This window comes from Arthrobacter sp. Soil761 (assembly GCF_001428325.1).
In the GTDB taxonomy this organism is placed as follows: domain Bacteria; phylum Actinomycetota; class Actinomycetes; order Actinomycetales; family Micrococcaceae; genus Arthrobacter.
In genome coordinates this window covers 271111-285757 of the sequence record NZ_LMSF01000029.1, presented here as the reverse complement: position 1 = coordinate 285757, position 14647 = coordinate 271111, and the positions used below count along the sequence as shown (strand labels likewise).

Annotated in this window: 10 protein-coding genes; 1 reads left to right on the top strand and 9 read right to left on the bottom strand. The window is 54.5% G+C overall.

The window, feature by feature from the left end:
- Positions 1-333 precede the first annotated feature (333 nt).
- From ASG79_RS17715 to ASG79_RS23175, 9 genes are all read right to left on the bottom strand, one after another.
- Positions 334-1614, bottom strand: coding sequence for a nucleotide sugar dehydrogenase (locus ASG79_RS17715; protein ID WP_235509844.1), 1281 nt, complete (start codon positions 1612-1614; stop codon positions 334-336).
- Between the two features lie 101 nt (positions 1615-1715).
- Positions 1716-3737, bottom strand: a complete 2022-nt coding sequence (gene asnB, locus ASG79_RS17710; RefSeq protein ID WP_082581810.1) for an asparagine synthase (glutamine-hydrolyzing) — start codon at positions 3735-3737, stop codon at positions 1716-1718.
- A 7-nt stretch (positions 3738-3744) separates the two neighbouring features.
- A complete protein-coding gene (locus ASG79_RS23580) occupies positions 3745-4845 on the bottom strand; it encodes a hypothetical protein (RefSeq protein WP_156400232.1) in 1101 nt (366 codons plus the stop codon).
- A 2-nt stretch (positions 4846-4847) separates the two neighbouring features.
- Entirely contained in the window at positions 4848-5999 is a 1152-nt protein-coding gene (locus tag ASG79_RS23575; protein ID WP_235509861.1) for a glycosyltransferase family 4 protein, read from the bottom strand.
- A gap of 59 nt (positions 6000-6058) precedes the next feature.
- Positions 6059-6997: an NAD-dependent epimerase/dehydratase family protein gene (locus ASG79_RS17705; protein ID WP_056393158.1), complete on the bottom strand. Its 939-nt coding sequence runs from the start codon at positions 6995-6997 to the stop codon at positions 6059-6061.
- 89 nt (positions 6998-7086) lie between these two features.
- A complete protein-coding gene (locus tag ASG79_RS17700) occupies positions 7087-7719 on the bottom strand; it encodes a sugar transferase (RefSeq protein WP_056392847.1) in 633 nt (210 codons plus the stop codon).
- Positions 7720-7754: 35 nt separating this feature from the next.
- Entirely contained in the window at positions 7755-8897 is a 1143-nt protein-coding gene (locus tag ASG79_RS17695) for a DegT/DnrJ/EryC1/StrS family aminotransferase (RefSeq protein ID WP_056392845.1), read from the bottom strand.
- On the bottom strand, positions 8894-10747 hold the full coding sequence (locus ASG79_RS17690) for a polysaccharide biosynthesis protein (protein WP_082581808.1): 1854 nt from the start codon (positions 10745-10747) through the stop codon (positions 8894-8896). The genes ASG79_RS17695 and ASG79_RS17690 overlap by 4 nt, the downstream gene beginning before the upstream one ends.
- Positions 10748-10801: 54 nt before the next feature.
- Positions 10802-12208 (bottom strand): polysaccharide biosynthesis tyrosine autokinase, encoded by a 1407-nt coding sequence (locus tag ASG79_RS23175; protein ID WP_082581807.1) that lies wholly within the window; start codon positions 12206-12208, stop codon positions 10802-10804.
- A 787-nt stretch (positions 12209-12995) separates the two neighbouring features.
- Between ASG79_RS23175 and ASG79_RS23170 the strand changes: the two genes are divergently transcribed.
- Entirely contained in the window at positions 12996-14642 is a 1647-nt protein-coding gene (locus ASG79_RS23170; RefSeq protein WP_235509843.1) for a DUF4012 domain-containing protein, read from the top strand.
- The last annotated feature ends 5 nt before the right edge of the window (positions 14643-14647 follow it).

The window sequence follows — 14647 nt, the reverse complement described above, 5'->3', positions numbered from 1 at the left end:
AGTACTGCTACGGCGAGCGCAACAATTGAGACCGCTAGGGCCAAGGCAAAAAGAGCGTTCGAATAGTCGGCCCGAGCCGTCGCAGCTCGGTACTTGCCCCTCGCCCGGGCCCATGCCTCACTAACAAACGAGTACTGCAAGGAGACGCCGTATGCAAAGAACAAATATATGGTAGAAAATGATCCGTATTCTAGGGGCTGCAATGTCAAGAGCGCGACGATAGGTACCATGGCACCCCACAAAGCGCCACTAATCGCAGAAGCAGCTAGGTAAGCAACGCGCACGCTAGCTTCTCCCCGCGATAAGCGTATGAGGACCCTCCATGAAGGCCTACTACAACCGCTCTACGCAACCGGCAACTAAACGGTTTTTTGTGTCGAGCAGCGGAAGATCATGAGCTGTCAAGATAGATAGGTCCAGATCATCGTGATCGGTCAGCAATACCGCGATATCGGCCTCGGAAATTGCATCTTCATTGAGAGCAACACTTCTCACGCCTGCCGGCCAACGGTGCGCTTCAATGTGAGCATCAACTGCAATAAGTTGAGCGCCGGCGTCCGAAAGGAGTTCAATCAGACGAAGCGAAGGAGCTTCCCGGATGTCGCCCGTATTCTTCTTATAAGCCAAGCCTACGAGCAGTATTGTCGACCCAGAGATGGAACGTTGCTGCTTGTTCAGCATCAGCATCAGACGCTGCAGCACGTAATCAGGCATGTGGTCATTAATATCGTTGGCGAGTTCCACGAAGCGAAAACTTTGCCCAAGTTTCCGACGTACTTGCCAAGACAGGTAGCTCGGGTCCACGGGTAGGCAGTGCCCTCCGACACCGGGTCCGGGTGTGAACTTCATGAATCCAAACGGCTTCGATGACGCCGCCTCAATAGATTCCCATATGTTCACGCCTAGCTGATGTGCATAAATGGCCAACTCGTTGACCAGCGCAATATTGACATGACGAAACGTGTTCTCGAGAAGCTTTGTTAGCTCAGCTTCTTTCGGGGTACTGACCGGAACAGTAGTGGTAACGAGCCGATTATAAAATCTTTGCACTTTATCAAGAGACTCTGCATCTATTCCGGAGACGACTTTCGGGGTCTCAACGAAGCCCCAAACTTTATTTCCTGGATCAATTCGTTCGGGAGAGTAACCAGCAAAGAAGTCTTTGCCAGCCTTGAGTCCCGATCCGGCCTCCAGGATAGGGACGAGGAGCTCCTCCGTTGTACCAGGATAAGTCGTGGACTCAAGTATCACCGTTGCCCCGGGTTTAAGATGAACTGCCAATGAGCGGGCAGACTCTTCGATAAATGACAAGTCCGGAAGGCTTTCCCGGAGAGGTGTGGGCACCGTGATGACGGCGATGTCGTAACCGGCGATGTCGTCATAATCGGTGGTCGCTAGGTACCGGCCAGATTCTGTAGCTGATCGCAAGGTGGATGAATCTATGTCATCCACATAGGATCTGCCCGCAAGAAGGTCGTCGATTCTTCTTTTATCTACGTCGACGCCTACGACGGTATACCCCACCTCCGCTGCCCGGATGGCAACTGGCAGGCCCACGTATCCTTGACCGACAATGACGACTTTTTCTTGGTCTAACGACATTTGTTCTTCCATTTCGTTCTAGTGTTAATCTGCATATCGGCGCTGCTCGCGAGACCTAAGCACCGCGCAACCACTAAGCATCGGGATCGAATCCCCAAGGCTTCATCTTGGGTTCAATTACAAGGTTGATCTATTACCCGGCGATTGGATATTGAGCTAGCGAAAGCATCTTCCTGGTGAGTCTCTTGCTCGTCCAGCCACGCTTGAAACATCAAAATTGTCCATAACTGGTGGTGGTGATTCCGGCGACCACCAATATGGTCCATCCACATTTCGCGCACGAGTTTCGCGTGGAAAAAGCCTTCATGCAGCAAACGTTCTTCTCCAAGCAAAGTTTCCGCCCACTCACGAAGCGGACCCCTTAGCCATTCCTCCAACGGAAAGCCGAAGCCCATCTTTGGACGGTCGATGATTGCTTTAGGTACATGACGGTAGAGAACCTGGCGCAGAAGCCATTTCCCCTCTCCGGCTCTAATTTTCTTGTCTAACGGCAAGCTCCAACCGAGCTCCACGACGGAGGGGTCCAGCATCGGGACGCGCGACTCGAGACTGACTGCCATGGCCGCTCGGTCGAGTTTCACCAAGATGTCGTCTGTCAGGTAAGTGAGCGTATCCATAGCCATCATCCACTCAACAAAATTGGTGGTTTGTGGCCACTGTGGAGCGTCGGTGATAATCGTTCGAGGTTCGATTCCCCCGATCACGACTTCGGATGGGTTATCCCAGTGGCTTGTAATCTGTCGGTAAAAAGACTCTCCGGAGTTAGTGTTCAGCACTCCTGCTAGCTTATGGGCTTTGTCACCTGGATTGTTCAGGTGAAAGCGCTTTGGTATGAGCGAGCTGGAAGTCTCAAACACCATATCCCAGGCTCGAGGCGGCACCGCTTTGAGTCCTGCAGCAGCTGCTCTTCGAACAGGCGCGGGGAGGCCCGACACCCGTGACCAAACGCGGCGGGCGTCTAGGTAGCGGTTGTAGCCCCCGAACACTTCGTCCCCCCCATCTCCGCTAAGGACAACTTTCACCTCGGCGCTGGCCAGTTGGCTCACCAAAAAAGTTGGGATTTGGGAGCTGTCAGCGAATGGCTCGCAATACATTGATGGCAAACGCGGAATAATGTTCAGGCCGTCTTCGGGACGGAGGATCAGTTCTGTATGTTCAGTTCCTAGGTGTTTGGCTACCGCCCTGGCGTGTGTGGACTCGTCATATTGGGAGTTAGATGAGCCGATAGTGAATGTCTTGATAGGTTGCGGCGTGGACGCTTGCATAAGCGCTGCCACCGTACTGCTATCTACACCCCCGCTAAGGAAGGCGCCCAGGGGCACATCTGCCATCATTTGTCGCCGAATACTGGACCCTAGAACACCTTCCAACGCGTCAACCGCCTCTGTGTCATTACCCACAAAAGGGTTAAGACGGCCGCGTTCAACAACTTCCTCCAATTGCCAATAAGGACGCTGTTCCGGCAACGACCCAGCCGTCAGCATCGCTTGGGACAGACTCAAGTAATGTCCTGGTCGGAGTTTATAAATACCCTCATAGATTGAGTGAGGGGCAGGTATGCAGTTATGCCGAAGTAAGAGGCACAGGGAATTTCGGCTTATCACGCCTTCGAAGGCCGGGTGGGCCTTCAGCGCTTTCATTTCAGACCCGAATAGGAAAGCTGAGTCTTGCCATCCGAAGTAAAGCGGCTTCTCACCGAAGCGATCGCGAGCCAGTGTAAGCGTTTTGAGTGACTTATCCCATAGCGCGATAGCAAACATGCCCTCGCAGGCCTTTAGAGTGCGCTCCACTCCCCACGCAGCGAAACATTCCAGTATTGTCTCCGTGTCTGAGTGACCACGCCACGCGACGATCTGTTGGGCGTCCAGCGAAGCCCGCAGATCTCTGTGGTTGTAGATCTCGCCGTTGAACACCATCACAAGGTTTCCATCAGCTGAAACCATCGGCTGCGCACCAGCTGAACTCAGGTCCAAAATCGACAACCGTTGGTGAGCAAGGGCCACGCCCATCACTTCGTCAATCCATACTCCGCTGTCATCAGGTCCCCTATGGCTGATGCGCGAGGCCATCGCTGCAGCTAACTCCATCCGCGACTGAACCCTATGCTCGTCGTAGAATCCGCTGATTCCGCACATTAACTGCCTACCTTCGTCCGTCCATGTGTCGAGGAGCGCTGCCGAGTCGAGTCGCTCGCCGCCACGTATCAGCCCATGAAGCGTAGCTGTAATGCTTTTCAACTCCCCGCCGGCCGCTAGTGCCCATTGACCTTCGTTCCTCAGTTGTGGCCTCAATGATCGATGAGACAGCGTTCTGCCAGCCCAAGCCCGCAGATTCCGCAGGTATCCCGGCTATACGGTCTAGGGCCTGTACATTTGCCCCAACAGGACTCCCAACAGTGGGGAGGCCTGACGCGGCATACTGCAAAAGCTTATAAGCGCACTTACCTCGTTCAAACTGTGTGTCCGGTAACGGCATGATTCCTAAATCAGCACTAGCCAAGTGATGATGGAAAGTGTTCATATTCCACTGGATGCGATCCACAATGCGGTCGAGCACACCCAGGCTGGCGCTTCCTGAACTGATTACGCGCAGTCGCAAACCCCATCTCTCATGAAGGGCGAGTAAGGCTTCGGCAATACTGCCAAGAAACTGCTCCGTCGATGGTGTACCGATCCAGACAGCGATGGGGTATGCCCCGATCTCGTAGTCATGCTTAAGTTCGTATCTACTAGGTTCGACGCAACTCGGGATTAGAATGACGTCACTTCGAATCCGGGCGGCTGCTTCGGCCAGAACTTCGCTGCCTGCGATGACGACGTCAGCTGCGCAGACGGAACGACGCCAGGCTTTTTTCTCTGACCAGATACGCCGTCTTAGGGAATGTGACCCTACGTAAATGGCATCATCGAAGTCATAAACAGAGAATGCGGCTCGGTTCAACAGTGATTCTTCCAGCGCTCCGGAACTGAAGGGTGACGCACCTCGACTCATTATCACCGTCCGATCAGCAACTGATGAACTCGAAAATCGCAGCCGCATCTCTTCTTTTCCTATTTCTTTTATCCGGGGCAAGAGTGTCCGGGCTTGATTATTCGGTGCGCCCACATAATCCCAGCGCTCGGCTTGGATTCCCAGATGGGCAAACCAGTCATCAAGCCGCACGCGCGTGCTGGCACCGAACGTTCCGTAGCGGGATACTGCAATCGGAGCCTCTTGATTTGGCCTTTTTTTACCTGCTTTCAAGGCTAGCCCTCCTTCGACGTATCCTGATTACGGAAATCAAGTCCCCCCGGCAAAGACTGAATATAAAAATCTTCTAAATTGCGCCAGACAAGGCGCTGCGCATACTGGTCGTGCACACGAACCCTGGCTGCGTCTCCCATTCTCCTTCGAAGTTCCGCATTTTCGAGCAGGGAAGCGAGTGCGTTAGCGAGCGAATGCGCTGAGTCTAACTGTGTGACGAAGCCGGTTTCACCGTCGATAACCGAATCAACCGCACCAGTCGCATCGGTGGTCACAGTTGGAATCCCAGAAGCCGAAGCTTCCAGAACCACATTAGGGAATCCTTCCCTGCGAGTGGGTAAACACAGTAGGTCCATCAACTGATAGTAGGGCGCCGTATCCTGAACATGTCCGGTCTGTATTGGACGCCTTTTGGCCTCTTCCAATCGTTTCAGGGCTTCCCTCGCAGCCGAATCATCAAGGCCGCCAACAATTAGGAGTTGATAGTCTACTCCCCGATCCGACAAAATTTGAAGCGCTTCTGCCATGTGCCTCAAGCCTTTATCCTCGGTTAATCTGCCGACAAATCCAATAATTGGAATGCCAAATTCTAACCCCAGCTTTGTAGCTAGAGGCTTGCCGGGTCCCTTTGGCGTCCCAGCCGTGCTCGGTTTTGAGGGCCTGAAACGGTGCAGATTAACGCCATTCGAACTGCCTGCGCCGAGCACACGGATCTTCCCAGATTTGACAAGATTCAGCTCGACGGCACGTGCACTCAAACTACTGCTGACTGCAACGGACATATGGGCTGTAGCGAACGAAATGCGCTCCATCACCTTAAGAATTGTCAATTTAAGGCCTGTAGCAGTTTCCAGAGGAAGTCCGCGTAATAGGTAAATTCGCGTTGGGACTCTAGTAATCCAAGCGGACATGCCTCCTAGGAGGCCAGCTTTCGGAGTCCCTACCGAAACCAGGTCCGGTCTGAGACGCAGCAACAGGATGGTCCAACGAATGAGAGCAACAAGATCGGCTAGGGGCGCCGGCTTTCGAGCCATATTGAGGGCATGGGTGGTTACACCAGCTACTTCAGCAAGGCTATCCAGCTGCGGACCGGGCGAGCTAATGACATGGACATCCCATCCGCGGTTTGCGAGGAATTGGGGGAAACCCTCCATGAGACGAATCGACATGTCTGAGGTAACGCCCAGAAGTATCCTTGGTTTCAACCGCTGCACTAGGCATCCTTCAGACTCTGAAACCATTTGATTGTTTGCGACAATCCTTCATCGAGATCCACGGGCACGATTGAAGGAAAGAGCTCTTTAACTCTGAGACCATCTGATTGTGAGGCCCGCACGTCGCCAACTCGTGGGTCGGCGTGTTCGACTTCGATCTGGCATCCAAGAGCTGACTCCATTCTCTGAAGCAGGTCCATAAGCGTGGTGTTAGTTCCAAAAGCGAGATTGACCGGATCGAGCGATGAAACGCCCCTCTGTACAGCGTCAAAAATCGTCGCGCAAACTGTCTCGACGTAGGTGAAGTCACGTGATTGGAGTCCGTCTCCATGAACTGTAACCGGCTCACCTCTAAGGGCCGCATCGAGGAACCGAGGTATCACTGCTGCGTAATCGTGGTCCGCAGGCTGTCCCGGGCCGAACACGTTGAAGAATCGGAATGCTAACGTCTTCATCCCGTAGGAAAATCCATAGGCAATTGTGTAACCCTCAGTTGCATGTTTACTGACTGCGTATGGGCTCATCGGCCGAGTCCAGTCAAACTCCGATTTAGGCAGCGCCTTGTTGCTGCCGTACACCGAGCTAGAGGAGGCGACAATCACTTGAGGGATGCCGTTTTCCCTAGCGGCCTCAAGCACGTTTAGAGTGCCCGTCGCATTGGCGTCGTGGCTGGGTCGCGGCGCACCTACAGACCGCGGCACACTTCCTATTGCCGCAAGGTGGACGACTGCATCGACGCCCCGAGTGACGCTGCTTAGAAGGGACTGATCCAGAATGGATCCTTCAGTGAACTGGACGCTCAGACCGTCGAGATTCGCCAGGCGCCCGGTGCTTAGATCGTCGAGAACGCGAACCTCTACGTCCGGGGTATGCCGGTTGAAATAGGCGACAAGGTTGGAGCCTATGAAGCCAGCACCGCCAGTGATCAAAATTTTCAACAAAACTCCTTAGAAAGGTTCCTATTATTCAAAGCGACGAGGGTCTGACGACTGCGGCTACCGGACTTAGCCCCTAACCGAACCACAAGTCACGTAGAAGACGGATTTGACTCATTTTCTTCGATTGGCGAACTGCCTCCACCTGGCGTCAAGTTGCCCATAAACTCAGACATGGTCGCCATTCCTGGCTGGGAGATCCCGTCACGTTGAACGACCTTGAGGACAGTCCCGGCGAGAATGCGAAGGTCCAGTCCCAGAGAGCGGGAGTCCACGTACTTCACATCGAGCTGGAACTTCTCATCCCACCCGATCCCATTCCGGCCTGTCACTTGCGCCAGTCCAGTAATTCCCGGGCGTACTTCGTGGCGGCGGTTCTGTTCAGGCGTATACCGCTCCAAGTACTGTGGCAACAATGGTCGGGGACCAACGAGACTCATATCGCCCTTGACCACATTCCACAGCGAGGGAAGTTCATCGAGGCTGCTCGCCCGGAGCGCCCGCCCAAATGAAGTTAGCCGCGTAGCGTCAGCCGGCACTGGGCTTCCAGGAAGCGGGGGCTTCATGCTACGGAACTTGAGCAGCATGAATATCTTTCCGTCTTTACCTGGACGTGCTTGGCGGAACAGAACCGGACGTCCAAGATTCTTGTAAACGAGGATTGCGATAACGCACTGGATGGGCAGAGTCACAATACAAGCCACAAGCGCGATAGCTACGTCCATCAAGCGCTTTAAACCATCGTAGTCACGTCCAGCTTTCACGCCGGGACCGGCATGGTCAGGAACGCTCGGATAGCACCGGCCACGCGTTCGAGGTCTCGGCTGTCCAGCACCGAACCACTCGGTAAGGTTAGCCCTGTTTCAAAAAGCCGCTGAGAAACTCCAGTGAGAAGTGCGGGTGCATCTTTATATACAGGTTGCATGTGCATAGGCTTCCAAAGGGGACGGCTTTCGATATTCTGTTCGTCCAACCATCGCCGAAGATCATCAGCAGACCAGCCCGCGGTTGCTGCATTGACTTCGATAGATGTCAGCCAAAAGTTATCGTCGTCGTCATTGTCTCCACCGAAGATTTGAACTCCCGGGACATCAGAGAAGAGGTCTCGATAGAAGCGTCGAACGAGCTTTCGCCGACCAATCATCTCATCCAACCGTGAAAGCTGAGCTCTGCCCAAGGCAGCGAGCAGATTACTAAGTCTGTAGTTATATCCCACTTCTGTATGTTCATAGTGGGCAACGGGTTGTCGGGCTTGGGTTGCGAGGTATCGAGTCCGCGCGGCAAAAGAGGCGTCGTTCGTCAGCAACATGCCACCCCCCGACGTAGTCATTATCTTGTTCCCGTTGAAGGACAGAATCGACGTGTCCCCCCACGCCCCGGCACGCTTGCCCGCATGTGATGCCCCCAGGGACTCAGCCGAGTCAGCGATAACGGGCAACCCGAATTGGCGCGCTATGGCACAAATACGAGTGTAGTTGGCGGCCTTGCCAAGTAGGTCTACGGGCACCACTGCTGCGACCTTCACTCCGTCGTGAGCCAGCTGCGTTAAAGCCCGCTCAAGGAGATCCGGATCCATGTTTCCGGTGTCAGCCTCTGCATCGAGAAAGTACGGTTCAGCGCCGACGTAGCGAATTGCATTGCTGGTCGCTGCAAATGTCATCGTGGACGTCACCACTACATCGCCCGCACGCACACCGTGGCCCAAGAGAGCCAGGTGGAGGGCTGCTGTTCCGGAACTGAGCGCCACTGCATGTGCGACTCCGACCTTCGCGGCCATTTCCAGTTCAAAAGCATCGACGTCAGGTCCTAACGGCGCAATCCAACCAGAGCGGAAGGCCTCAATTAGGTATTTTTCCTCTATAGCGCCTACGTCGGGGGATGATAAAAATAGCCTGTTTTTCATCGTGACTCTTCGCTCCTCGCATCCACACGAAAGGCCGAGGAAACCAACCCGGCGGCCTCCTTATCATTGTCACGACGATCAGGGGACGATTGCCGGGTCACCAAGTGCTGATCCGCCAAGTCTGCGGGTGACAATGGAGGCACACCGGTGTGGCTAATCTTTGGATGCTTCGGCCGTTCGTCGTTTTCGCCGAGGCCGACTAGCTCCTCGTGCAGCTTCTCGCCCGGGCGTAAGCCGGTAATGACGATCTCAACCTGACGGCCAGACTTGGCAATCATTCGCTCCGCCACGTCCATGATTTTCACAGGTTCACCCATATCCAAAATCAGAACTTCACCTGGACCCCCGATCGCTCCCGCCTGGATAACGAGTTGGCAGGCTTCTGGAATTGTCATGAAGTAGCGGGTCACATCAGGATGAGTGAGGGTAAGGGGACCTCCGGCCTCAATCTGTGTCGTGAAAGTTGGCAGCATCGATCCACGGCTGCCGATAACATTCCCAAACCGGACTGAGAGATATGACAGGTTAGTTTCTTTGGCGAACCAGGCGGTCAGCTTCTCACCGAGGCGCTTCGAATGACCAAGTATGCTTGTAGGATTAGCCGCCTTATCAGTGGAAATATTTACAAACGTTTCCACTCCGGCAGACTTAGCTGCGTTCAGAACATTAAGAGTACCTAAGACATTCGTCTGCCACGCTTCGCTTGGGTACTGCTCCAGCATAGGCAAATGTTTCAACGCAGCGGCATGGAAAACTATTTCAGGACGACGCCGCCTAAAGATTTCTTCAATTGTCGCCGCATCACGAATGTCAGCTAGCACGACTTCTTTAGTATCAAGCAGTCCATGTCCAAATATGGAAATCTGGGTTCCTTGAAGGCCTGTTTCATCCCGGTCGAGCATTATAATTTCTGCCGGGGAAAACCGAACCAGTTGCCGGCAGAGCTCGGAGCCGATGGATCCGCCAGCCCCAGTAACCAGCACGCGCTTATCTGTTACAAAGCTGGCGATGGCCTCCAACTCGGTGTCTATTGGATGGCGCCCAATGATGTCGTCAATGGATACATCCCGCAAGTCCCCTAACTGAGCGTGGCCTTCAAGAATATCGGCTAGCAACGGCAGCACGAGAAGTCGCAAACCCGCTGCATCCGCTGCGTCCGATACCTCCCTCATGAGCACCGCGTCAGCACGGGCAATAGCAAAAATCAATATCTCCGCACCTGTATTCCGCGCTACACGCGTCATATCGACTCGGCCGCCGAGTACTGATACGCCCTCCACTCGATACTCGCGAAGTCGCGGATTATCATCGATGATTCCGACAGGACGATACGGAGAGTATCTATCGCGATTCATTTGCTGAATAACGTGCTGTCCCAGGTGCCCGGCACCGTACACCAAAGCTGGTGCCGCTGTCTCGGAGGGGCGGCTATTACGCTCCATCACGTACCTGTGAAGTAAGCGAAGCCCCGCCATTAGAACAAATGCAACGAGCAGTCCAATGAATGGAACGCTGCGAGGGAAGTCATCCGATGCAGGAACAAGGAGCCGACCTACTGTCAGAGTTACGCCAACAACAACCACGACGAGCATGAGGTTGTTCGCATCATGCCTCGAGCCATAGGGGTGCCGATAGCGATAGAGGCCGAAAATATAGCCAGCAACAGCCTGCAAAACCGCCGCCAGAATCACAACTGCACCCACAAAGACAGGGGCTACTCGTGACGGATCAAAATCCAGGCGAATCAGGCTTGCGATGGGCAGTGACAACGCCCAAACACAAGCGTCCAAGAGATACTCCCGCCACCGGAATATCAGGGCTTTCCGGAACGGAAAATATTTATGGCTCATTCTGCAATTTCCCCCATAGGAATATCAATCGAGAAAAACTAGCGCGGACAGCAGCTAGTACCTTTGAACGTCGGATCGAAGACTTGGCTGCCGCGTTCTTGATTTGCCCCGTTTTCCAGATTCCAGGGATTCGGGCCGGTAGTCATAGTAGGCATGAGTGTTAGGCTTTTTTTCCAGTCGGTTCACCACAACGCCAAGCAATCGCGCTTTTACCGAATCCAGGTTTGCCGCCGCTTGCGCGACATCCGCCCTGTTAGTTCGGCCATCGGCACTAACCACCAGGACAACTCCACTGGACATCGAGCCAAGTATTGCCGGGTCGGTAACGGGCAGGAGAGGCGGGGCGTCAATGATGATTACCTCGTAAGCGTCCTCAAAGCGACTAATAAGTTTTGCCATCGTCGAGGAACCAAGTAGTTCACTCGGATTCGGTGCCGGCCGGCCGGAAGCCAGCACATGCAGAGCTTCGCCTCGTCCCCAAACTTGGACTGCATCTTCGAACTCAACAGTGTGCGAAAGGACACCAGAAAGCCCGACGGTCCCTTCAATGCCGAGAGCTTTTGCAACTCGCGGACGCCTCAGCTCGGCGTCGACGAGGAGCACCCTACTGCCACCTTCTGCCAACATGATTGCGAGATTTACTGCCGTCGATGTTTTTCCCTCTCCCGCAATTGCGGAAGACACCACGACAGTCTGAGGACCACCGTCAAGATTTGTGAATTGGAGATGCGTCCGCAACTGACGGAAGCTTTCCGCCCTGTGACTGAACTGGTCGCCTTGGGTGACCAATGGCTCACTTTCTACAGTGCTGTCCGTGGAGAACGTTCCAAGAACGCCAGCTCCCAGGGTCCGCTCGACATCATCCAAACTTCGGACTTTAGTATCCAGCAGCTCGCGCAGAAGGGCATACGTAGCACCTATTAGCAAACCGAGGAGTGCCCCAAGCGCAAGATTAGTTGCCACCTTCGGCGAAGAGGGTGTGGTGCTTGGCATTGCCTGCTCAAATACGCTTAGGTGCACGATGTTGACATCCTCAACCTCATTTACGGCTGAGATGAGCTCCGTTGCCACCGCATTCGCAACATCCGCTGCCAATTCTGGGCTAGAGTCAGTCGCAGTCACGTTGATGAGGACGGTTTGCGTCGGCGATGTCGCAGTCACCTTGCCCGCCAATGCCTTTCCGTCGCCCAAACGTAGCTGCTGCGCTGCGGCCTGGAGAACGCGGGGGCTGGTCGCCAAACTTACGTACGAAGTGACTCGCTTTTCAGCAAATGCATTGCCCTGGGAAACATCCGTTGCTGAGGCTCCCGCCTTTACCGACACAAAGAGCTGGCTCTTGGCTTGAAACTGCGGAGTCTGCGTCAACGTGTAACCGGCTGCCAAACCTAGGCCGATCAAAGTCACAGCCGCGATGGATATCCACCGCCGCCGGACGACACGCAAGTAGTCCTTCAACTCCATATGTTCCCCGGCAAGTCCCGCCGCCGAAGCAGCTCTGTTGAGTGGTTTTAGGAGATCAGAACACCCCCGCGGAAGATTTTACACGCAGCGTACCTCGTTTCCTGCCACGATCAACTCATCACGAAACAAGCTGACACCCCCGTTTAGGACTGATACTCTCGCGTAACATTTGTTGCACCAGGGCTTTCGTGATACGGCGACGAAGCGTTTAGGTTGTGCGTGTCCGCGTCTGGATCCCCTTATTGACACCGCTCCGAAAGCAGTCGTTTCGGCCTCGACAGATACCGAGTTTGGTTCGCTGCTCCTTCGACCAACCCAGCAGCTGTCTTTTGCCTCTAATAGCTACTACGACGCAGTTAGATCGTGTCCACAACCCAGCCAGTGAGGGTTGTTGCCCGTAAAGTAAGGTTGTTTTGGTTATCGGCGCCGTCGAGGACTCCGCCTGCCGCCCCTTTCACGGAGAAGCAGTAACACCTTTGACCAGATCGAGTAATCGCGGAGACATGCAGTTGTAACCTCGCGAAAGACTATAAAGCCAGAAGAGGGAAACATGTCAGTCGAGCAGACATCGGCAAGAGGCGATAAAACCGGCGCTGCGAGCTCCGTTGGCGGCTCGGACACCCTTGAGGCAAGGCCCCGCCGCGGCATGCGGCGGCGGGGCACGTACGGCGTAGTTTTCCTAGTTCTGTTGCTGCTTTGCGCATGTCTGTGGCTCACGCTCCGAGTCATAGACGTTAGAAACCATTTGACGTCGGCGTCGACATTAGTTTCTCAACTAAAGACCCAAATGACCAACGGCAAGATAGCCGAGTCGAGGGAGATCTTGGGGGACATAAAGGACCATACTCGATCCGCCCTCTCGGGCGTACGCGACCCCCTGTGGCAGCTATCGAGTGGAATGCCATTGGTGGGCACAAACTTCGCTGCCGTCAGCGAGCTGGCGGAAGCAGCAAACTCTGTCGCTTCGGAAGCGGCGGAACCCCTCTTGAATACTTTCGACCCGCTTACCTCAGGACTGCTGACCCCTAAAGGTGGCGGGATTGACCTGCGTATATTCAGCAGTGCAGCACCAAACATAGTGACTGCGGCCAGGACAACTGACGCGGTCACAACTCGCCTTGAGGCAGTGGATAGAAGCAATCTCCTTACGCAGATTGCCAATCCACTTGATGAAGTCCTTCAGCTGCTGCATTCTGTCCGCGGACCTCTCAACGAAGCCGCCAGACTGAGCGGGCCCTTGCCTGAAATGCTCGGGTCAGTCGAACCACGGAACTATCTCATACTTATCCAAAACAACGCAGAGCTGAGAGCTACCGGAGGCCTCGCCGGAGCACTCGCAGTCATCCGGGTGGACCATGGAAAGATAGAGATGACTGCCCAGACGACGGCCTCCGCACTAGGCAAGTTTGTCCCGCCAATACCAGTAGACCCAGAACAAGAACATATCTATTCAAATAAGCTGGGCAAGCAGGTTAGCGGCGCGAACCTTACCCCGGATTTCCCCACGGCAGCTCAAACAGCGAAATCCATGTGGGAAACCCGGTTTGGCACTTCTATCGACGGAGTGATAGCTCTCGATCCCATCGTCCTCTCTCATCTCCTCAGAGCAACTGGTCCTCTTCACCTTGACTCGGGCCAGAACACGGGCTTGCCTACCTCACTATCAACGGCTCTTACAGCTGACAACGTTACGAAAGTCCTCTTGTCCGACACCTACACAACGTTGGACTACACCGACCAGGACAAGTTCTTTGCAGAGGCAGCAAAGAGTGTCTTCGCCGCTCTTACGTCTGGAAAAGCCCCAGGAGCGGAGCTCCTCAATGCTCTGGCTCAAAGCGCGGTTGAAGACCGGCTCAAGGTTTGGAGCTCTCGGGAGCAGGAACAGCGTGTTTTGTCTTCTTCAGCAATTGGAGGATCCGTACTGGCAGGTCCCGACGCTACGCCCGGATCTTTCGGCGTCTTTTTCAATGATGGAACTGGCTCCAAGATGGACTACTACGTCAGGCATACAGTTCAGCTAGTGCATGAGTGCGCCGTAGGCGGCTATGGGCAAACAACGGTTAAAGTTACGCTTACGAATGATGCACCAATTGACGCCGCAACCTCGTTACCCGCTGGCGTCACCGGGGGCGGCGCCTATGGTGTGCCTCCCGGAGTGGTCCAGACGAACGTGGTCGCTTACGGACCACCAGAGGCACACGTCAACACCGCCATAGTTAATGGAACCAAGTCTGACTTTGCTCCCTTCATTCACGGGAACCGGCCAGTCGGCGTGGTGTCTATACGAGTCGCACCAGGCGAAACTCGAACTCTAGAGTTTCTGTTCTCAGAAGTGTCCATGCAGACGCAATCACACGTCGTTGTCACGCCAACCGTCCAGGATGTCAAGGATGTTGTCGTTCCACCATTAGCAACCAAATGCAATAGCGAATAACGCAA

Coding starts and splice junctions, on each gene's coding strand:
- ASG79_RS17695 (WP_056392845.1), bottom strand. CDS start 8,897: ATGAAAAACAGGCTATTTTTATCATCCCCCGACGTAGGCGCTATAGAG.
- ASG79_RS17700 (WP_056392847.1), bottom strand. CDS start 7,719: ATGGACGTAGCTATCGCGCTTGTGGCTTGTATTGTGACTCTGCCCATC.
- ASG79_RS23175 (WP_082581807.1), bottom strand. CDS start 12,208: ATGGAGTTGAAGGACTACTTGCGTGTCGTCCGGCGGCGGTGGATATCC.
- asnB (WP_082581810.1), bottom strand. CDS start 3,737: ATGTGCGGAATCAGCGGATTCTACGACGAGCATAGGGTTCAGTCGCGG.
- ASG79_RS23170 (WP_235509843.1), top strand. CDS start 12,996: ATGACCAACGGCAAGATAGCCGAGTCGAGGGAGATCTTGGGGGACATA.
- ASG79_RS17715 (WP_235509844.1), bottom strand. CDS start 1,614: ATGGAAGAACAAATGTCGTTAGACCAAGAAAAAGTCGTCATTGTCGGT.
- ASG79_RS17690 (WP_082581808.1), bottom strand. CDS start 10,747: ATGAGCCATAAATATTTTCCGTTCCGGAAAGCCCTGATATTCCGGTGG.
- ASG79_RS23575 (WP_235509861.1), bottom strand. CDS start 5,999: ATGGAGGGTTTCCCCCAATTCCTCGCAAACCGCGGATGGGATGTCCAT.